Here is a 19,870-nt window from a genome sequence, read left to right on the forward strand (position 1 = left end):
CTTCGCCGTACGGGGGTGGAGTGCGGCAGCACGCTAGCGATTCGGAATCGGGCAAAGGGCCTGATCCGGGCAGGGGTTGGCGATCTTAGGGCGCGCTTAAGGAAGAGATCGGGAACGGTTAAAGGTAGAGACCAATCTGCCGCGCCGACGCCGTCGTACGGCCCCGCGATGCCCCCGGCGCTCCGGCTCCCGCCCGTCCAGCTGGATCCAGATCCGTACCTCCGTGCCGCCGAGCATCGAGGAGCCGATCCGGACGTCCCCGCCCGTCGACTCGGCGAGCCTGCGCACGATGTCCAGGCCGAGCCCGGTCGACCCGTCGCTGCCGGAGCCGCGTCCGCGCGCCATTGCCGCCTCGGGGTCCCGTATGCCGGAGCCCGCGTCCGAGACGAGCACGATCACCGCGTCCTCGCTGTTGTGCACGTCGACCGCGAAGGCCGTGCCCTCGGGCGTGTGCCGGAACACATTGCCGAGCAGGGCGTCGAGGGCGGCGACCAGGTCGGCGCGGGCCACGGGTATGCGCACCGGCCGCTCCACCCCGGCCACCCGCACCTTGCGGCCCTCGTCCTCGGCGAGCGCGGACCAGAACCGCATCCGCTCGCGCACCACCTCGGCCGCGTCGCACCCGGCGCCGGGCCCGGCCGCCACGGTCTGCGGCTTGGCCTCCCGCGCGGTCCGGATGATCGTGTCGACCTCCCGCTCCAGCTGCGCGACGGCGGTCCGCGTCTGCTCGGCGGCCGGACCGTCCCCGAGCGAGGCCGCGTTGAGCCGCAGCACGGTGAGGGGTGTGCGCAGTCGGTGCGACAGGTCGGCCGCCAACTCCCTTTCGTTCGCCAGCAGTTGTACGACCTGGTCGGCCATGGAGTTGAACGCCACCGCCGCCAGCCGCAGTTCGGTCGGCCCTTCCTCGGGAACCCGCGCCCCCAGCTTCCCCTCCCCCAGTTCGTGCGCGCCCTCGACCAGGCGCTGCGCGGGCTGCACCATCCGTACGCCCAGCCGGTCGGCGACCGCGACGGAACCGACGATCAGCGCGATGCCGACCCCGGCGAGCACCGCCCAGGCCGTACCGACGCCGTTGCTCACCTCCGACTCGGGGACGAAGACCTCGACGACGGATATCTCGCCGGAGCTGAGCGCGACGGGCTGGAGCAGGACGGAGCCGCCGGGCACCTCGGTGGTGGAGGCGCGGCCCAGCTTCCTCACGGTCGCGATGTCCTTGCCGGCGGCGCGCTGCCGCCCGAGGTCGAGGGCGGCCTTCCCCTCCCCCGCCGGTATGTGGATCGCCATCCCGGAGTCCGTGCCCGCCGAGGCGACGACCTTCTCCAGCTGGTCCCGGTCGGTGGTGATGGACAGCGCGGGGGCGACGGCGGCGGCCTCCCGCTCGGCGTTCGAGAAGGCGCGGTCGCGGGCCATCTCCTTGATGACCAGGCCCAGCGGCACCGCGAAGGCGACGACCACCATGGCCGCGATCGCGAGACAGACCCTGACCAGTGCCCACCTCATCGCGGCGGCTCCGCTCCCGGTGGCTCCAGCTTCACGCCGACGCCCCGCAGGGTGTGCAGATAGCGCGGCCGGGCCGCCGTCTCCCCCAACTTCCGGCGCAGCCAGGACAGATGGACGTCGATGGTCTGGTCGTCGCCGTAGGACTGCTGCCACACCTCGGCGAGGAGTTCCTTGCGCGGGACGACCACGCCGGGCCGGCCGGCCAGGAAGGCGAGGAGGTCGAACTCGCGGCGGGTGAGGTCGAGTCGGACGCCGTCCAGGTCGGCCTGGCGGCGCAGCGGATCGACGGTGAGTCCGCCGACGCGGAGGACCGAGGACGGGGGCGCCTCGCCGGTGGTGGCGCGGGAGCGTCGTAGCACGGCGGACATGCGGGCGGAGAGATGGTCGACCGAGAAGGGCTTGGTGAGGTAGTCGTCCGCGCCCGCGTTGAGCAGCCGGACGATCTCGGTCTCGTCGTCCCGGGCGGTGGCGATGATCACGGGGACATCCGTGATTCCGCGCAGCATCTTCAGCGCCTCGGACCCGTCCAGGTCGGGCAGTCCGAGGTCCAGGATGACCACGTCGAAACGGAAATGGGCGACCTCGCGCAGCGCCTCAAGTGCCGTACCGACACTGCGCACCGTGTGTGCGGCGTCGGTCAGATGCCGGATGAGGGCCGAGCGTACGAACTGGTCGTCCTCGACCACGAGCACACTTGCCATGCGCCGCACCGTAGCCCATGCGGGCGACCCGCATCCGGGCCTGTGGACAACTCCCGCCCGTGGACAAAGCGATGGCCGTCGCCGCGACACCCGTGGGGCGCGTGAGGCAGTATGGCCGCGATGCCCAGAGGACTCGTCAACGGATTCATGCACGTGCTGGCCTGGTCGCTCGCCACCGGCGCGGCGGTCACGCTGTCCTGGTGGGGCGTCCACACGGTCATGACGGGCACGGCCTACGACCCCCCGCGCGCCCTGCCCATCACGGCGGCCGGCGCGACCGCGCAGGAGGCGACACCGCCCGCCGAGCCGACGGTTCGGGCCGAATCGGTCCCGAGCCCGTCGAGCACCCCGACACCGACCCGCTCCCCGAGCCCGACCCCCACGAAGCCGGCGACGGCGAGCGCGTCCCCCTCTCCCTCCACCGGTTCCGGCTCCGGCCAGGTCAAGAGCTACGACACCGACGGCGGGCGGGTGGTGCTCGAACTCGACTACGCGCCGGCCTACGTGACGCTCGTGTCGGCCACGCCGGGTACGGGCTGGTCGATGCAGGTGTGGAAGACGGACTCGTGGCTCCGGGTGGAGTTCACCAAGGGCACGGGGAAGGTGTCGGTGATCTGCACGTGGCACGACGGGGCGCCGCGGGTGGATGTGGGGAACTACTGAGGTTTTTCGGGTGGGTTGTGCCGGCTAGCGGAACACCGACGGCGGCGGTGCCGGTGAGGCGACCGCCGCGGCGTCCGTCACCGGTACGGCGCCGCCCGTGAAGTCGGTGAGTTCGCTGCCGTGTTGGAGCCGGCCGGGGTGCGGGTCGGAGGCGGCGCGCCGGGTGAGTTCGGCGAGTGGCAGCGGGTGGTCGGAGGCGACGAGGACGGCGTTGCCGAACCGTTTGCCGCGCAGCACGGTCGGGTCGGCGATCAGCGCGAGTTCCGTGAACCGGGCGGCCACGGTGGCGATCTGGCCCCGCAGGTGGGCGAGCGGGGGGCCGTCGGCGAGGTTGGCGGCGTAGATCCCGCCCGGTCGCAGCGCGCGGCGGACCTCGTCGAGGAACTCGGTGGAGGTGAGGTGGGCGGGGGTCCGGGCGCCGCTGAAGACGTCCGCGACGACGAGGTCCGCCCAGCCCTCGGGCAGTTTCGCGAGTCCCGCGCGGGCGTCGGTGGAGCGCACCCGGATCCGCGCGTTCGGGTCCAACGGCAGCTCGCGGCGGACCAGTTGGACGAGCGCCCCGTCGAACTCGACGACCTGCTGGGTGGAGCGGGGGCGGGTGGCGGCGACGTAGCGGGCGAGCGTGAGGGCGCCGCCGCCTAGGTGCACGGCCTGGATCGGCTTGCCCGCCGGTGCGACGAGGTCGATGACGTGCCCGAGGCGGCGCTGGTACTCGAAGGACAGATACGCCGGGTCGTCGAGGTCGACGTAGGACTGCGGCGCCCCGTCGATCAACAGAGTCCAGGCGCGTGCGCGGTCCCGGTCGGGTATCAGCTCGGCGAGCCCACCGTCGACTGCCTCGACGACGGCTTCGGCGGAGCCGGCACCACCTCGCCGGGTGTTCCTGGACTTTCCCATTGGCCCATTATCGGGGGGCGTGGGTGGTCCGGCGCGTTCGGCCTCGGCGCGTGGTGGTCGGCGCTCAGCGACAGCCGTCCGCCGCCTCGATCAGGCGGGCCGCCTCGTCCAGCGCGGCCCGCAGGACCGCCGGGTCGGTCGCGAGGTCGGCGTCGCCGGGGGGCAGCAGCCAGTCGGAGCCCTCGACCGGGGGTTCGGGGTCGGGGGCGAGGCGCAGGCCCCGGCCGTGGGTCTCCGTGCAGGTGCTGCCCGGGACGTCCCAGGCCGCCGCAGTGCCCGGCGGGACCAGGAAGCCGAGGGTGTCGCCGCCGTCGTCGTGCAGGACGGGGCCGACCCCGTCGCCCGTGCCGCGTCGCAGGATGTCGACGGCCTCCAGGCCCTGCCGCGTCGGCACGGTCACCAGATCGCAGGCGGAGTCCGCGAACGGTGGCGCGCTGCACTCCGCGCTCGGCATTCGAGGATCGACGCTCTGACTGGTCTCCATCCCGGTCTCCACCACGGAACCCCTCCTTGGACGAGCGGGTCGGGAGTCGGGTGGCTCCCGGATCCATGGAGTTCAACGCGTCGAAGCGTCAACGGCTACGGCACAAGTCCGCCGCAAAGGATGGCAGTTCATGGCAGATCCCGGATGAGATATCCGGTTTGTAGCCAAACCCTGCGTGGCGGGTCGTGCACAGCAGGTACGTTCTTGCCCGCTGGAAACAGGGCGTCACTCACACAAGTCACCCTGAATCCGGCATGGTTCGACGGTTCGCACGAGAGGACCCGGCCATGGCGTCGTCAACGGTGCCCCCGCCCCAGTTCCCCCAACCACCGAGACCCAATCTCGCCTTCCGGCGGCTGCGCGGACAGCGCTCACCGGCGGAGTTCGCCGCGGCCGTACGCCGGTCCGCGCGCGAGATCGGCGAGCGGGTCAGCTGCGACGCGCGCTACGTCGGCCGCGTCGAGGCCGGTGAGATCCGTTGCCCCAACTACGCGTACGAACGGGTGTTCCTGCACATGTTCCCCGGCCGCACGCTCGCCGACCTCGGCTTCGCGCCCCGCTCGTCCGTACGCGGACGCGGGGCGCGCACCGCCGAGGACGCGCCCCCCGCACACCCCACGAGCCCGGGCTGCGCCCCGGGTGAGACGGGTGGGACGAATGAGACGCGAGGGGCGTACGAGCCGTATGACACACAGGACCCGTACGACACGCACGAGAACCACGAGGAGAGCGACGTGCTGCGTCGCGCATTCATGAGGGGCGGCACCGTCACGGTGGCCGCCGGCACGCTGGGCCCCCTGGGGCTCACCTTGGACGCCGTGGCAGCGGAACGTTCCGTCCGCCGCCCCGGTACGAGCGAGGCGGGCGCCCTGGAAGAGGCCGTCCGCAGAATCCGGCTGCTCGACGACCGGCACGGCGCCGACGGCCTCTACCGGCGCGCGGCGGCCCCGCTGCGCGCCGCGTACGCCCTGCTCGACGCGGGCACCACGCGGCAGTCCGTCGCCGAGCGACTGCACTCCGGAGCCGGTGAACTCGCCATCTCGGTGGGCTGGCTGGCCCACGACTCCGGCCGCTTCGACGACGCCCGCTCGCACTACGCGGAAGCCCTCGCCACCGCCCGCATGACCGGCGACGCGGGCCTTGAGGCACACGCCTTCTGCAATACGGCGTTCCTCGCGCGGGACGCCGGACGCCCGCGCGAGGCGGTGCGCGCCGCACAGGCCGCACAGCGCGTCGCCCGCCCCCTGGGCTCCGCCCGTCTGATGTCGCTGCTCGCGCTGCGCGAGGCGGGCGGCTGGGCGGGGCTCGCCGACCGCACCGGCTGCGAACAGGCGCTGGCCCGGGCGCAGGCCCTCTACGAGCGGGGCCACTCGGACGCCGACCCCGAGTGGATGAGCTTCTACGGAGAGGCCGAGCTGGAGGGCCTTGAGGCGCAGTGCTGGTCGACGCTGGGCGACTGGCCGCGGGCTTCGCGGCACGCTCGGCGTGCCGCCCGGCTTCAGGATCCGCACTTCACGCGGAACATCGCGCTGTACACGACGGAGCTGGCCGACGATCTCGCGCGCGGGGGGCGGCCCGACGAGGCGGCGACTGCGGGGATGCGGGTGCTTGATCTTTTGGATCTGGTGCAGTCGTCGCGGATTCAGACGATGCTGGCGGGGACTGCGCGGGTGTTGTTGCCTCATCGGCGGGCTTCGGGGGTTTCGACGTTTCTGGAGAGGCATTCGAGCTTGCCTCGTACTGCTGCGTAGTTCTTTGGCCGCGAGCCGGTGGGGGCTGGGCACGCCCACGCGGCGGAGCCGCAGATCAACACAGCCCCGCGCCCCTGAGGGGCGCGCCTGTCCCTACGCGACCAGATGGCCCAGGTCGTTCCAGCTCTCGATCGCCGGTTCGTCGTAGGCCCAGCCGAGTATCGACAGGGACGTCGGGTTGAGGCGTATCCGGGACGCGAAGTCGATCGGGAGGCCGAGCCAGCGGGCGCCGATCGAGCGGAGGATGTGGCCGTGGGCGAAGACCAGGACGTCGCGGTCCTCGGCGCGTGCCCAGGCGACGACCTCGTCCGCGCGGGCGGTCACTTCCGCGAGGGTCTCCCCTTCGGGGACGCCGTCGCGCCAGATCAGCCAGCCCGGGCGCAGGGCCGCGATCTCCTGCGGGGTGAGGCCCTCGTAGGCGCCGTAGTCCCACTCCATGAGGGTGTCCCACTCGGTGGCGCGGTCGCCGAAGCCGGCGAGTTCGCAGGTCTCACGCGCGCGTGCCAGTGGACTGGTGCGGACCTCGACCCCGGGAAGGCCGTCCAGCGGGGGCCGGTGGAGTCGCTCGCCGAGCACCTTGGCGCCACGCCGGCCCTCTTCGAGGAGCGGGACGTCGGTCCTGCCGGTGTGCTTCCCGGACAGCGACCAAGCCGTCTGTCCGTGCCGGGCCAGCAGGATGCGCGGTGCCATGGGGGACCTTTCCGGGAGATGTCCAGAGGCGGGTCACTCCATCATCCCGCACCCTGGAAAAGGGCAACCCGGGGGGCGATCTCTGCGTCTTTGAGGTCCAGGGGCGCCCGAAACGGGCCGCGCGCATACGCCGTAAAGTGTCCCGACCGAGCAACCGGGAAGCCGGAGCACCGGGCACAGCACCAGGACAGAAGGGGGAGGGCGATCGGATGCCGCAGACCGAGACACCAGGCATCGAGGCGGACCGGCGAAGCCGGCTGCGCTGGTGGACCGAGCTGCCGCTGATCCTCATGGTGTATGCCTCGTACTCGGCGGGCCGCCTGCTGGCCAGGGGCGACACGGCGAGCGCCGTGAACCACGGGCTGGCGATCCTGCGTATCGAGAAGCTCCTGCACATCAACGCCGAGCACCCGCTGAACCGGCTCTTCACGCGCGAGGCCTGGCTCGGTATCCCGGCCGACTTCTGGTACGCCTCGCTGCACTATTTGGTGACGCCCGCGATCCTGATCTGGCTGTTCCGGTCACGTTCACAGGTCTACCGCGCGGCCCGCACCTGGCTGATGACATCCACGTTCATCGGCCTGATCGGCTTCACCCTGCTGCCGACCTGCCCGCCCCGGCTCCTCTCCCCGGACTACGGCTTCGTCGACACGATGGCCAAGTACAGCTCGTACGGCTGGTGGGGCGGCGACGCGAGCGCGCCGCGGGGCCTCGGCGGGATGACCAACCAGTACGCGGCGATGCCGAGCCTGCACTGCGGCTGGGCGCTGTGGTGCGGGGTGATGCTGTGGCGCTTCGGCGGCACGCGGCTCACCAAGGTCCTCGGCGTCGCCTATCCGCTGCTGACGGCGATCGTGGTCATGGGCACCGCGAACCACTATCTCCTCGACGCGGTCGCGGGTGTGGTCGTGATGGGGCTCGGGTTCCTGCTGGCACCGCAGGTCATGAAGGCCGCGGACCGGATCGGGACGCGGTTCGAGGGACGTGGCTCACTTGTCGCGGCCCGTTCGCGTGACGCCGCTCCGGGCGCCTCTCTCGGCTCAGAAACCTCAATTGTCAGTGGTGGATGCCAGACTTCCCCGGGTGAGCGAATTCCACGGCAGCGCGAGTCACAGCTCGGTACCGGAGCCGAGCCGGGTGCCTCCCCCACGGACGCGGGGGACGGCGCTGCGGCACCGGCTCGCTGAGCTGCGCGGCCCTGACGTCCCGGCCAAGGCACTGGACGCGCGCGCCCTCGCGGCCCTGGCCGCGAACCCGGGTTGCGAGCGACGGGCGATCCTGGACGGCGCGGGGGTGAACAAGGCGGTGCTGGCCGACGCGCTCGGCTCGCCGTCCGCCTTCGGGCAGTCCCAGTTCGCCTTCATGCGGGGCAACGCGTTCGAGGCCCGGGTGAAGGCGGACGGCGGCGCGGAGCTGCTGCGGCTGGTGCACGAGAAGCTGGACCCGGGCGCCGAGCCGCCGACCCGCGCGCGGGTGCCCGAGCTGACCGCGGTCGGCCCCGAGGGGCGCGCGGCGCGTACGGCGCTGGCGCTGCGCGAGGCGACCGACGCCGCCGTCTGGACGCTGCTGGACCACCCGATGCTCGCCCTGGACGTGGCGGGCTCCCCTGCCTTCCTGGAGCCGGACGCGGTGGTCGTGCACCCGGACGGCGGCTGGACGGTAGTGGAGATCAAGTCCTTCCCGATGCTGGACGGTTCGGCGGACCCGGCGAAGGTCGGCGCGGCGGCCCGCCAGTCGGCGGTGTACGTGCTGGCTCTGGAGGAGGTCGCCGCCCGCCTGGACCCCGCGCCCCGAGTCCGCCACCGCATCCTCCTGGTCTGCCCGAAGGACTTCTCGAACCTGCCCACCGCGTCCGCCGTCGACGTCCGCAAGCAGCGCGCGGTCACCCGTCGTCAACTGGCCCGGCTCACCCGCATCGAGGACATCGCCGACACCCTCCCCGAGGGCACCTGCTTCGCCCCCGACCGCCCGGCCGCCGAGCTCACGGCCGCCGTCGAGTCGGTCCCTGCGGCCTACGCCCCCGAGTGCCTGGCCGCCTGTGAGCTGGCCTTCCACTGCCGCGACCGCTCCCGCGCGTCCGGCGCGGTCACCGCTCTCGGCCGTTCCCTGCGCGCCGAGTTGGGCGATCTGACCACGGTCGACGAGGTCCTGGCGGCGGCCCACGGCGAGGCCGGCGACCCGGACGACCCGGCGGTGGCGGCACTGCGCAGGGCGGCCGAGTTGCGGGCCGAGGCGCTGGCACACCACCCGGAGGGACCGCACGGCGGACAGGGAGTTCTGGACGCCCACCCGGAGGAGCCGCACAACCAACACGCAGTCCTGGACGACGCCCGGCCGGAGGGCGCCCCATGTCGCTGATCTCAACTCTCGCCCGGCTGGAGGCCGTTCACACCGGCCGCGCCCAGCCCGCCGCCACGGTCCGGCACCGGCACCTGTCCGAGCGCCCCCTCGTCCTGGTGCCGCTCACCACCGCAGGCGAGGCCGGCGCGCCCCTCGGCGCCCTCGTCGGTACGGACCGGGACGCGCCGCGGCTGCTCGTCGTACCGCAGCCGCGCGACCGGGACCTCAGGTTCGCGTTCCTGGCCGAACTCGCGGACGTGGTCCTGCCGTACATCGACACGTTCGCCGACGCCGTGGAGGCCGCCGAGCGCAACGAGACCGATCCGGAGACCGGCAAGCGGGTCAAGGTCGAGGTCGAACTGTGCGCGGACGCACCGCAGTTGATCGTGCCGAGCCGCGCGGGCATCGAGCTGGTGCGGCTGCTCGGCCGCTCGATGCGCTTTCGCCGTACGGCCGAGCAGGACCCGGAGACCCCGCATCCCGCGCCGCCGCACGTGCCGTTGCTCGGGCGCTGGCTGACCCACTTCGGGGAGCGGGCCAGGGTGCCGGGCTCCGCGCTGCTGCTCGCGCTCACCGAGGTGCTCGGCCGGCACTGGGCGACCGGTCAGTCCAGCCTGGAGGACCAGCACCTGGGCGCGCTCCTCGCCTGGATCGACCCGCCGGACGGTGTCTCCGGTGCCGAGGCCGCACTCGACGCGGAGCTGCGGCGGGACGCGCAGGGCCAGTTGGTGTGCCCGCCCGCGGGCCCGGCCACCGACCCGGCGTTCGACAACAAGCTGCTCGCCCCCGCCATCGAGCGCTACGACCGCGCGCGTACCGCCCTCGCCGCCGCCGAGGACGGCATGGAGGCCGACGACCGGCTCGGTGAACTCACCGCCGCCGAGCGGGAGATCAGGGCCCTCGTGGAGAGTCGCACCCGACCCACCTGGGACGCGGTGTGGCACGGGCTCGACCTGTTGCGGGCACTCCCGGAGGGCGCGCACGCCGTCGACCGGTGGACGCGCGACCGCTGGTCGTTCACCGGCCACCGCGACCGGATCACGGCCGGTGAGCCCCCGCAGCCACGCCGCGACGACGCGGTGACCGCGGCCAACAAGCTCGCCACGCGCGAGCGCGAACAGGCCCGTCTGGACGCCCAGGAGGCTCTGGACGACCCTCTGGTGATGGCCGGGCGGCGGCTTGCCGGGGAGGCCTTCGCGGGCGAGGTCACGGATGTCGTCATGGCGTACAGCGAGGGCAAGAGCCCCCGGCCGCGCCCGCTGGTGACCGTGCGCACGGACGACCGGCCGCATCTCGGGGAGCGGGTGAAGGTGTTCCGGTCGCTGGGCGGCAAGCCGCAGTCGGCGGAGTTCGTGGGCCACGAGGAGGACGGTGCCCTGGTCATCCTCCGGGTCGTCGACAAGATGGGGCGGGGCAAGGAGCCGGAGACCGGTTCGGTGCCGGAGAAGGGCGACCGGATCTGCTTCACGCTCTTCGAGCACGAGCAGCGGGGCGGGGCGAAACTGCCCGACCCGGAGGAGACACCGTGGACCCACGGCGGCCCGCCCGATGAGGAGATCGCCGTACAGGAGTCGGCGGATCCGGTGACCGAGGAGGACGTCCTGTGACCCCGGACCCGACCTTCGACCCCGGTGCCGAGGCCGGCCGGGCCACCGACGCGATCCTGCGCGACACCCTGCACGGCACCGCGCGCGGGGTCGTCGTCGACTCCCCGCCCGGTGCGGGCAAGTCCACGCTCGTCGTCCGCGCGGCGCTCGAACTGGCCGACGCGGGGCGCCCGTTGATGGTGGTCGCGCAGACCAACGCGCAGGTCGACGACCTCGTCGTGCGGCTCGCCGAGAAGAACGGCGAGCTGCCCGTGGGCCGGCTGCACAGCAGTGACGCGGACCCGTACGACAAGGCGCTGGACGACCTGCCCAACGTACGGAAGTCGGCGAAGGCGGGCGAGCTGGCCGGGCTCCCGGTCGTCATCTCGACGGCGGCCAAGTGGGCACACGTCAAAGTCGACGAGCCGTGGCGGCACGCGATCGTCGACGAGGCGTACCAGATGCGCTCGGACTCGCTGCTGGCCGTGGCCGGGCTGTTCGAGCGGGCGCTGTTCGTGGGCGACCCGGGGCAGTTGGACCCGTTCGCGATCGTCGGCGCGGAGCAGTGGGCGGGCCTGTCGTACGACCCCTCGGCCTCGGCGGTGACGACCCTGCTCGCGCACAACCCCGAACTGCCGCAGCACCGCCTCCCCGTGTCCTGGCGCCTCCCCGCCTCGGCCGCGCCCCTCGTCTCGAACGCGTTCTACCCGTACACCCGTTTCCGCAGCGGCACCGGCCACGGCGACCGGCGGCTAGCCTTCGGTGTCCCGTCGGACGGTTCGGGCCCGGACCGGGTGCTCGACGAGGCCGCGGAGTCGGGCTGGGGCCTGCTGGAACTCCCCGCCCGCCACACCCCCCGCACGGACCCGGAGGCGGTGCGGGCGGTGGCGACGGTCGTACGACGGCTGCTGGACCGGGGCGGCGCCGCCACGTCGGAGCGCTCGCCCGACCCCACCCCGCTGACCGCCGACCGGATCGCGGTCGGCACCGCGCACCGGGACCAGGCGGCGGCGGTCCGCGCGGCGCTGACGGAACTGGGCGTCACGGACGTGACGGTGGACACGGCGAACCGGCTCCAGGGGCGGGAGTTCGACGTCACGGTAGTCCTCCACCCCCTCTCCGGCCGCCCCGACGCCACCGCCTTCCACCTGGAGACGGGCCGCCTCTGTGTCCTGGCCTCCCGCCACCGGCACGCGTGCGTCGTGGTCTGCCGGGCCGGGGTGAGCGAACTGCTGGACGACCACCCGTCGACGGAGCCGGTGCAGCTCGGGGTGACGGTGAAGTTTCCCGATGGGTGGGAGGCCAATCACGCGGTACTGGCGCACTTGGCGGAACACCGGGTGCGCTGGAGACCGTGAACCGGCGTTCCGGCGCCGGGCCGGCGGGCACCCGACCACCTGCCCGCCGGACGGAGTCCGGCACGCCGCCGGAGGCGGCCAAGGGATACAACCCCGATGGGTGGGAGGCCAATCACGCGGTACTCGCACACCTGGCGGAACACCGGGTGGTGTGGAGACCCTGACGGCTGGGAAGCCCCTCACAGGCGCGGATCCCGTGCCCCGGTGGTATGCCGGGGGCCTCTTGCGCGGTCGGGAGACAATGGACGGTGGTCCGGCTCGTGAGGCGGGCCATCGGTGACGTACGAGAAGGAGAAGACATGGCGGAGCACACGCCGCGTCGCAACGAATCGCGGCTACGCCCCGCGCCCCTGCTCTTCGAGCCCGCGCAGGCGGCCGAGGACCCGGAGCACTTCTTCGACCTGGAGTCGATGGACGACCCGCGCGCGCTGCTGGCGCGGGCGACGGAGCTGACGCACGCGTTCCGTGCCGCGACGGACCGCGCGGTGGAGTTCCAGGCGATCGCGGCGGCCCAGCTCGCCGACCCGCGCCGCTTCGACCGGCTGACGCCGGCGGACATCGCCGAGCGGGCCGGATGGACCGAGGACTACGCGAAGAAGATGGTCGAGTTCGGGCGGGATCTGCTGCGCGGCACCGATGGGCGGGGCAGCGGGGGCGCCGACCCGGTGTGACCCGAGGGACACGGGAGTTTTCGGCAGAGCTCTTGGCATGGCGTTTGGCATATGCCCGGCGGGCAAGATACTCCCTCCCGCCCCCTCCTGTCCCGATTTCTGGCAACCCTCGGAGAGCGCGCGCTCACGGCCGGTAGATCTGTTCGCCATGAGCCGCACTCAGGACGACCCCTTCGCCGACCGCTTCGACATCTCGGGCGTGACCCCGGACGGTGCCGCCTGGCTCGCCTCGGCAGGAACGTATCCGCGCAGCACGCTCGCCCTGTGGCGGGAGCGGCCGGACGCCCCGGTCGTGCTGCCCTGCGGCTCCGCCTTCGACGTGGTGAGCGCTCCGGCGATCTTCGGCCGCCGTATGGTCGACCAGTTGTGGGACGAGGGTCCCGGCTCCGGGCCGGTCGCGACATACCGGGGCCGGATGCTCCTGTTCGCCACCCCCGGGACGGCTCAGCGACTGCCCTCGCTGCTGGGCTGGGAGGAGTGGGGCGCGGAGGCCGCGGAGCGCGGTCGTACGGGGTCGGTCCCGCCGCTGCTGTGCCACGGAAAGGGTGACGCGGTGACCGTCCCGGCGCTGGTCGGCGCGGCCGCTCCGGCACCGTTCGACTCCCGCTGGCTGGTCGCTCCCGACACGCGCCGACCCTGGCTCCCCGGCGCGGAAATCCTGCTCTGGGCGGCCGTGCGCGCCGCTCGCGCGACCGTGCGCATATCGATTTTTCCTCCCGCCGATCAGGATGCTAAGGTCTACGACGTCAGCAGGCGCCGCTAGCTCAGTTGGTTAGAGCAGCTGACTCTTAATCAGCGGGTCCGGGGTTCGAGTCCCTGGCGGCGCACGCTAGCGATGGCGAGGCATGTTCGCGGAAAGCGCGAACGGCCTCGCCATCGTTGTTTCTGCGCGGCTTCGCCGCGCGTTGTGGGCGCTTCGCCACCCACACCCCCACGACCGGTGGCCCGGAGTCTTCAGCTCGCGTCCCCCGGCGTGACGCTCACCGTCCACGCCCCCGAATCCGTCCGTCGCTCCACCGCCACCCGTACGTTGTCGCCGGGCACGGTGAAGGTCTCGCCGAGGGAGACCGGGGCGTCGGCGAGGGGTGGGTAGACCGAGGTCTCCCAGCAGGCCTCGGTACGGGGGTGGGCGTCGACGACCTCGATCGGGCCGTTTCCGGAGGCCGCGCCGCCGCGTACGCGGTAGACGAGGATGCCCTGTTTGCAGGCCGTGCTGTCGTTGCCGACGGGGCTGCGGGCCTCGAAGGCCAGCGCGCTGTCGGCGCCGGTGCGCACCACGGCCAGTTTGACGCCGAGCCCGAGGCCGAACGCGGGCGATCCGGCGTTGCCGGCCGTCGGGGGTTCGGCGGCCAGCGGTTCCAGGGTCAGCCGGGTCGGCCCGGCCCCCCGTACGCACACCACCTGGCGCGGGTCCAGCCAGCCCAGCTTCCACTTGTGCCAGGCGAACAGGTCGGGGGACAGGCCGAATTGACTGCCCATCAGATCCCAGTCGCCGACATAGGTGTCCCAGTCGCCCTTGCCGTCCACCGGCCGGTGGTAGAGGTCGGGAAGGTCGAAGACATGGCCCGTCTCATGGGCGAGGACGAGCCGGTCCGGCGGGTGCTTCTCGAAGACGGTGACGACCCGCCGGATGTCCGTGCCGTCGGCCCGCAGCGGGGTGTCCAGGTTGACGACCTTCGTCGCGTCCGAGTCCACCCCGGGCGCGTCCGGGTCGGCCACGAAGTAGACGACGTCGTAGCGGGAGAAGTCGACCCGGGGGTCGGCGGCGGCGAGCGCGTCGCGGAGATACGCGGCTCGGTCCGCCGGGTTCCAGTCGCGCTGTATGGCGTACGACGTCGACGGCTTCGGCATGCGGATCCAGTGCCGCAGCGGGTGCGGGCGGAGCGTGAACCGGCCGTAGGAGGCGCGTTCGTAGAAGCGGGTGGTGGCCGGGAAGTGGTCGGCGGCCAGTTCGGCGGGGGTGGTGCGCGGGGTCGCGTCGGGGAAGGAGAGGAAGATCATCACCGCGTCGAGCGGGCGGACGGGGCGCGGGTAGGCGGCGTTCCAGGTGTCCAGGCCCTCGGAGTGGTGGGCGTCGGTGCGCCTGAGGGCACAGGGGGTGGACGAGTAGGGCTCGGCGACCGACTGGCTGGACATGATGGAGGTCGCGGCGAGCGCGGACATCGTGGTGAACACGGCCGCGGTGCTGCGCAGCCGGGGGCGCGTCCGCCACTGGGAGAGCCCCTGGAGCGCCGTACGGGAGAGCCCCTTGAGGGGGAGCTGACACGGCACGAGGACCTCCGGGAGCGGTTCGCGGGACACCGACACCCAGCCTGTGATGGTTTGTTGGGGTATGCCTCGTTTATCTGCACCAGATGAGTGAGGGGGACGCCCGGGACGGCTGAGACACGCCCGGGCCGACATCCGGAAACACTCACGGAACGTCACATGTGGTCGGCCATTTGGCGAACCCGCCCAGGTGCGGGCGGAATCGATCTGCCGGAACGGGCCGTTGTTCCGGGACACTGGTGAGTGGCTGGTAGGGCCGGGGGCCAACCTCTATGATCGGCACACTTTCCTGCACGGACACGGCACGGCGGCCTCCCACCCGGTCGGCCATCCCGACGAGACCCATCCGAAGATCGAGTGCACTGCGGGAGCGAGCGGTGAGCGGAACGTCCGAAGGGCCGGCGCCCGCGGCAGACCTCGTCCGGCCGGCCGTAACAGAGAGTAATGACGAGGCATCGCCTCGTGTCAGTCTTCCCGCGGACGGCCGGCTCGGGTCCGCCTTCTCCGCGTCCCCCCTCGCCATGGCCGTCGTGGACCGCGACGGGCTGGTGGTGAGCGCCAACGACACCTTCGGCGCGCTGCTCGGCAAGGGCGGTGCCGCCCTGGCCGGGCTGGTCGCGGCCGATCTGGTGGACCTGAGGTCGGACGCCCGCACCTGGCACGCCTATCGCGAGGTGCTGCGCGGCCGGCAGGCCAGGCTGAGCCGGACCCGCCGGGTCAAGCACCCCGACGGGCACTCCCTGTGGGTGCAGGTGACCGCGGCTCCGCTGCCGGCCGCCGAGCACGGGGTACTGCTGTCACTCACCGACATCAGCGACCGGCGTGAACTCCAGGCGCGGCTACGGCACTTGGAGATGCACGACCCGGTGACCCGGCTGCCCAACCGCACTCTGTTCTTCGAACGGCTCTCGGCCGCGCTGGAGGCGGAGTCGTACGAGCAGGGCGGCACCGGGCGGATCGGCCTGTGCTATCTGGACCTGGACGGCTTCAAGGCGGTCAACGACACCCTCGGCCACCGCGTCGGCGACCGGCTGCTGGCCGCCGTGGCGGAGCGGCTGACGCGGTGCGCGGACGAGGCGGGCCTCGCCCGGGCCACCGCCCCGCTGGTGGCGCGGCTCGGCGGCGACGAGTTCGCGCTGCTGGTCGAGGACTCGACCGGCACCGACCAACTGGCCGATCTCGCCGAGTCGGTGCTCAAGGCGCTGCAGGCACCCTTCGATCTGTCCGGGCAGCGGCTGTCGCTGTCGGCGTCGATCGGGGTGGTCGAGCGGCAGGCGGCCGGTACGACGGCCACCGGTCTGATGCAGGCCGCCGACACCACGCTGTACTGGGCGAAGGCGGACGGCAAGTCCCGCTGGACACTGTTCGATCCGGAGCGCAACGCGCACCGGATGACCCGCCAGGCGCTGGCCTCCACCCTCCGCCCGGCCATCGAGCGGGGTGAATTCAAGCTGGAGTACCAGCCGTTGGTGGGCATGGAGAACGGACGGCTGCGCGGGGTCGAGGCGTTGGTGCGCTGGGACCACCCCCAGTTCGGCATGCTGACGCCGAATCGGTTCATCGGACTGGCCGAGGAGGACGGCTCGATCGTGCAGCTCGGCCGCTGGGTGCTGGTCACCGCCTGTCGCCAGGCCCGCCGTTGGCAGCTCGACCACCCGGACGAGCCGCCGATCTTCGTGAGCGTCAACGTGGCCGTGCGCCAGGTGTGGGACTCGGACCTGGTCGCGGACGTGGCGGAGACCCTCGCGGAGACCGGACTGGCCCCGCATCTCCTCCAGTTGGAGCTGACCGAGTCGGCGGTGATGGGCTCGGCGGGCCGGCCGTTGCAGACCCTCCAGGCGCTCAGCGACATGGGTGTGCACATCGCCATCGACGACTTCGGCACCGGCTACTCGAACCTGGCGTACCTGAGCCGCCTCCCGGTCTCCGTCCTGAAACTGGACGGCTCCTTCGTGCGGGGCTTCCAGTACGAGGGGGAGGGCGTCCCGCCGAACCCGGCCGACGAGGTCATCGTCGAGGCGATGATCCAACTCGCCCACCGGCTGGGCCTGTCGGTGACCGCCGAGTGCGTGGAGACCTCGGCACAGGCCTCCCGGCTGCGCCGGATCGGCTGCGACACCGGACAGGGGTGGCTCTACTCCCGCCCGGTGGCGCCGGATCGTATCTCCGTGCTGCTGGACACGAAGGCCTGCAATCAGGCCTCCTGACCGGCCGTCAACTCATAGGCGTCGGCGATCAGTTCGTACGAGCGCAGCCGCAGGTCGGCGTTGTGGGCGTGGGACGTGAGCATCAACTCGTCGGCGCCCGTGCGCTTCTGCAGGTCGTCGAGGCCGGTGCGGACCTCGTCGGCGGTGCCGTGGATGACGTTGGCGTTCCAGGAGGTGATGAACTCCCGCTCCATGGGGCTGAATTCGTACGCCTCGGCCTCCTCCGGGGTGGGCACGAGTCCCGGGCGGCCGGTGCGCAGCCGGACCATGTTGAGGGCGGCGGCCAGCACCTGGCGGCGGGCCTCCTTCTCGTCCTCGGTCGCGAGGGCGGAGACACCGATGAGGGCGTACGGCGCGTCCAGCACCGCGCTCGGCCGGAACGACTCGCGGTAGAGGTCGAGGGCCGGGACCGTGTTCTGCGCGGAGAAGTGGTGGGCGAAGGCGAAGGGCAGGCCGAGCATGCCGGCCAGGCGGGCGCTGAAGCCGGAGGAGCCGAGCAGCCAGACCGGGGGGCGGTGCGGGGACTGGACGCCGCCGGGCGAGGTCGACTGGATCGGGCCGGGGACCGCGTGGATGCGGGCGTAGGGGTGGCCGCTCGGGAAGTCGTCGTCCAGGAAGCGGATCAGCTCGGCGAGTTGCTCGGGAAAGTCGTCGGCGCCCTCGTTGAGACGCTCGGTCCGGCGCAGGGCCGCCGCGGTGGCGCCGTCGGTGCCGGGGGCGCGGCCGAGGCCGAGGTCGACGCGGTTCGGGGCGAGCGCCTCCAGGGTGCCGAACTGTTCCGCGATGACGAGCGGGGCGTGGTTCGGGAGCATGACGCCGCCCGAGCCGAGGCGGATGCGGTCCGTGTGGGCGGCGAGGTGGGCCAGGATCACGGCGGGCGAGGAGGAGGCGACGCCCGGCATCGAGTGGTGCTCGGCGACCCAGTAGCGGTGGAAGCCGCGCGACTCGGCGAGCTTCGCGATCCGCACGCTGGTGCGGAGCGCGTCCGTGGCGGTGCGGCCGGCGCCCACGGTCACCAGGTCCAGTACGGAGAGGGGGACGGGGGCGGTGCCCCGCGCCGTACCCCGGATCTCGTCGGTCGCGCTCCGGACCTCGTCGTCTGCCGCCACGGTGGGTGCCTCCTGCTATGAGCTGTGCGGTGTCCTTCCGGCGCAACAGGAGGCTGTCTCCACTTATTCCCGGAACCCGGCCGGGCCGCTCAGTCGACCTGTACGAGCGGCTCCCTCGTGAACAGCGCGCCCAGCTCCGGCGCGTTGACCCTCCGGTCCGCCAGCCGCAGCGCCTCCCACACGGTGACCTGGTTGGCCGTGAGGACCGGCTTGCCCAGCTCCTTCTCCAGGTCGGTGAGATGACCGGCCGTGTGCAGGGCGGTGTCCGGCAGGAGGACCGCCTCGATATCCGGGCCGTCCACGGACCGGGCCAGTGCCAGCACCTCGTCCCGGCCCCAGGTGCCGACCTCCGCCGCGGTGATGATCCCGGAGGCTCGCACCACGGCGGGCTCCACTCCCCCGGCCCGCAGGAAGTCCGCGAACAGGTTCGCCACGTCGTCCGGGTACGTCGCTCCTACGGCCACCCGTCGCACCCCCAGCTCCTTCGCCGCGTACACGAAGCCGAAGGACGTCGACGACGCGGGCAGTCCGGCCGCCCGGGCCAGGCCGCGCGCCTGCTCGTGGGCGCCCTCCCAGCCGTAGACGAAGCTGCCGCTGGTGCAGGCCCAGACCACCGCCTCGGCGCCGGACATGCGCAGCGCCTCGACGCCCGCCGTGAGGCGCTCGGGGGAGCCCATCTCCAGGAGGGCGTCCACGCGGTGCGCGTCCTCGCCGATGTCCGTGTGGACGAGGTCGAGGCGGACGTCGCTGCCGAGGAGCTGCTCGATGCGCGGGTAGTCGTCCTCGGCGGAGTGGCCCGGGTAGAGGAATCCGAGTGCGGTCATGACCAGCCTTCCTGGTGTTCTTCCGGCAGTACCGGCCCCCGGTGGCGCGCCGACTCTCCCCCACTACCCAAAAGGGTGTGGGAGGTGCCCCCAAGCAGCGCCTGATAGGGGCCCACGGCACACGTACCCAGTCGGCGCAGGGCTGCCCACATCGTGACCTGGTTGGCGGATATGACCGGTATGCGGAGTTCTGCCTCCAGCTGGGGGATCACGTCGTACGTCGGAAGGTTGGTGCAGCTGATGAAGAGCGCGTCGGCGGCACCCTTGACGGCCCGGCGGGCCATGTCGACGACGTCCCGGTACGGCACCTTCCAGATGTGCCGGGTCAGGCCCATGAAGGCGCGCCCCGTGACCTCCACGCCGGCCTCGGCGAGGTACTCCTCCAGGGACTGGGTGACGGACACCGTGTACGGCGTGACCAGGGCGATACGGCGGGCGCCGAGTTCGGTCAGGGCGGCGAGCAGGGCGCCCGAGGTGGTCAGGGACGGGACCTCGCCGGCCCGGGTCATCGCCTCGCACATCGCGCGTTCCCCGGCGAGTCCGCCGACGAAGCTGCCGGAGGTGCAGGCGTAGGCGACGACCTCGGGGGTGATCGCGTTGAGCGTGCGGACCGCGTCGTGCAGGGTCTCGTGCTCGCTGACCAGCCGGGCCAGGTCGAGGCTGACCTCGACGGGCACGAACGGCGTCCGCGTGAGGTGCAGCGAGATGTCGTCGGGGACCCAGCGCCACAACTCGCGGTCCAGCGCGAAGTCGAAGGGGGCGACGACACCGACACCGCGCTGCGGGCGGGGTCCGCCCAGGAAGGAAACGTGCATGGCAAC

General features: G+C 72.5%; 18 protein-coding genes and 1 tRNA gene. 10 read left to right on the top strand and 9 right to left on the bottom strand.

Annotated elements, in window-relative coordinates; translation table 11 throughout:
• Positions 1–96 precede the first annotated feature (96 nt).
• Positions 97–1,500 (bottom strand): ATP-binding protein, encoded by a 1,404-nt coding sequence (locus tag ACWDEW_RS10705; RefSeq protein ID WP_450511577.1) that lies wholly within the window; start codon positions 1,498–1,500, stop codon positions 97–99.
• On the bottom strand, positions 1,497–2,201 hold the full coding sequence (locus ACWDEW_RS10710; RefSeq protein WP_450511579.1) for a response regulator transcription factor: 705 nt from the start codon (positions 2,199–2,201) through the stop codon (positions 1,497–1,499). The genes ACWDEW_RS10705 and ACWDEW_RS10710 overlap by 4 nt, the downstream gene beginning before the upstream one ends.
• 111 nt (positions 2,202–2,312) lie before the next feature.
• On the opposite strand from ACWDEW_RS10710, the gene ACWDEW_RS10715 reads away from it, so the two are divergent.
• Positions 2,313–2,864 (top strand): hypothetical protein, encoded by a 552-nt coding sequence (locus ACWDEW_RS10715; RefSeq protein ID WP_450511581.1) that lies wholly within the window; start codon positions 2,313–2,315, stop codon positions 2,862–2,864.
• 24 nt (positions 2,865–2,888) lie between these two features.
• On the opposite strand, the gene ACWDEW_RS10720 is transcribed toward ACWDEW_RS10715, so the two are convergent.
• Positions 2,889–3,761, bottom strand: coding sequence for a spermidine synthase (locus tag ACWDEW_RS10720; RefSeq protein ID WP_450511583.1), 873 nt, complete (start codon positions 3,759–3,761; stop codon positions 2,889–2,891).
• Between the two features lie 64 nt (positions 3,762–3,825).
• On the bottom strand, positions 3,826–4,260 hold the full coding sequence (locus ACWDEW_RS10725; protein ID WP_450511585.1) for a hypothetical protein: 435 nt from the start codon (positions 4,258–4,260) through the stop codon (positions 3,826–3,828).
• A gap of 272 nt (positions 4,261–4,532) precedes the next feature.
• Between ACWDEW_RS10725 and ACWDEW_RS10730 the strand changes: the two genes are divergently transcribed.
• On the top strand, positions 4,533–5,996 hold the full coding sequence (locus ACWDEW_RS10730) for a hypothetical protein (RefSeq protein WP_450511586.1): 1,464 nt from the start codon (positions 4,533–4,535) through the stop codon (positions 5,994–5,996).
• A gap of 93 nt (positions 5,997–6,089) precedes the next feature.
• Here the strand turns inward: ACWDEW_RS10730 and ACWDEW_RS10735 are convergent, their stop codons facing one another.
• Complete coding sequence (locus ACWDEW_RS10735; RefSeq protein ID WP_450511588.1) at positions 6,090–6,686, bottom strand: histidine phosphatase family protein; 597 nt, start codon at positions 6,684–6,686, stop codon at positions 6,090–6,092.
• Between the two features lie 209 nt (positions 6,687–6,895).
• On the opposite strand from ACWDEW_RS10735, the gene ACWDEW_RS10740 reads away from it, so the two are divergent.
• From ACWDEW_RS10740 to ACWDEW_RS10770, 7 genes are all read left to right on the top strand, one after another.
• A complete protein-coding gene (locus tag ACWDEW_RS10740; protein WP_450511590.1) occupies positions 6,896–7,873 on the top strand; it encodes a phosphatase PAP2 family protein in 978 nt (325 codons plus the stop codon).
• Positions 7,824–9,044, top strand: a complete 1,221-nt coding sequence (locus ACWDEW_RS10745) for a hypothetical protein (protein WP_450511592.1) — start codon at positions 7,824–7,826, stop codon at positions 9,042–9,044. The genes ACWDEW_RS10740 and ACWDEW_RS10745 overlap by 50 nt, the downstream gene beginning before the upstream one ends.
• On the top strand, positions 9,035–10,633 hold the full coding sequence (locus tag ACWDEW_RS10750) for a hypothetical protein (protein WP_450511593.1): 1,599 nt from the start codon (positions 9,035–9,037) through the stop codon (positions 10,631–10,633). The genes ACWDEW_RS10745 and ACWDEW_RS10750 overlap by 10 nt, the downstream gene beginning before the upstream one ends.
• Positions 10,630–11,970 carry an AAA domain-containing protein gene (locus tag ACWDEW_RS10755; protein ID WP_450511595.1) on the top strand — a complete coding sequence of 447 codons (1,341 nt, stop codon included), beginning with the start codon at positions 10,630–10,632 and terminating at the stop codon, positions 11,968–11,970. The genes ACWDEW_RS10750 and ACWDEW_RS10755 overlap by 4 nt, the downstream gene beginning before the upstream one ends.
• A 299-nt stretch (positions 11,971–12,269) precedes the next feature.
• A complete protein-coding gene (locus ACWDEW_RS10760; RefSeq protein WP_450511597.1) occupies positions 12,270–12,641 on the top strand; it encodes a hypothetical protein in 372 nt (123 codons plus the stop codon).
• Between the two features lie 148 nt (positions 12,642–12,789).
• Positions 12,790–13,404 carry a bifunctional DNA primase/polymerase gene (locus ACWDEW_RS10765; RefSeq protein ID WP_450511599.1) on the top strand — a complete coding sequence of 205 codons (615 nt, stop codon included), beginning with the start codon at positions 12,790–12,792 and terminating at the stop codon, positions 13,402–13,404.
• Positions 13,395–13,468: transfer RNA gene (locus tag ACWDEW_RS10770), tRNA-Lys, on the top strand. Before ACWDEW_RS10765 ends, ACWDEW_RS10770 begins: the two co-directional genes overlap by 10 nt.
• A gap of 127 nt (positions 13,469–13,595) precedes the next feature.
• Here ACWDEW_RS10770 and ACWDEW_RS10775 read toward each other — a convergent pair.
• Positions 13,596–14,912 carry a M6 family metalloprotease domain-containing protein gene (locus tag ACWDEW_RS10775; protein ID WP_450511921.1) on the bottom strand — a complete coding sequence of 439 codons (1,317 nt, stop codon included), beginning with the start codon at positions 14,910–14,912 and terminating at the stop codon, positions 13,596–13,598.
• 374 nt (positions 14,913–15,286) lie between these two features.
• Here ACWDEW_RS10775 and ACWDEW_RS10780 point away from each other — a divergent pair, with 374 nt between their 5' ends.
• Positions 15,287–17,116, top strand: a complete 1,830-nt coding sequence (locus tag ACWDEW_RS10780) for a putative bifunctional diguanylate cyclase/phosphodiesterase (RefSeq protein WP_450511601.1) — start codon at positions 15,287–15,289, stop codon at positions 17,114–17,116.
• Here the strand turns inward: ACWDEW_RS10780 and ACWDEW_RS10785 are convergent.
• The 3 genes from ACWDEW_RS10785 to ACWDEW_RS10795 all read right to left on the bottom strand — a co-directional run bounded on the left by ACWDEW_RS10785 (position 17,104) and on the right by ACWDEW_RS10795 (position 19,864).
• On the bottom strand, positions 17,104–18,225 hold the full coding sequence (locus tag ACWDEW_RS10785) for an LLM class flavin-dependent oxidoreductase (RefSeq protein WP_450511610.1): 1,122 nt from the start codon (positions 18,223–18,225) through the stop codon (positions 17,104–17,106). The genes ACWDEW_RS10780 and ACWDEW_RS10785 overlap by 13 nt on opposite strands.
• An 89-nt stretch (positions 18,226–18,314) precedes the next feature.
• A complete protein-coding gene (locus ACWDEW_RS10790) occupies positions 18,315–19,049 on the bottom strand; it encodes a maleate cis-trans isomerase family protein (RefSeq protein WP_450511612.1) in 735 nt (244 codons plus the stop codon).
• Positions 19,046–19,864 carry a maleate cis-trans isomerase family protein gene (locus ACWDEW_RS10795; protein WP_450511614.1) on the bottom strand — a complete coding sequence of 273 codons (819 nt, stop codon included), beginning with the start codon at positions 19,862–19,864 and terminating at the stop codon, positions 19,046–19,048. The genes ACWDEW_RS10790 and ACWDEW_RS10795 overlap by 4 nt, the downstream gene beginning before the upstream one ends.
• Positions 19,865–19,870: the final 6 nt, after the last annotated feature.

The sequence above is a fragment of the Streptomyces sp. NPDC001100 genome (genome assembly GCF_053598575.1).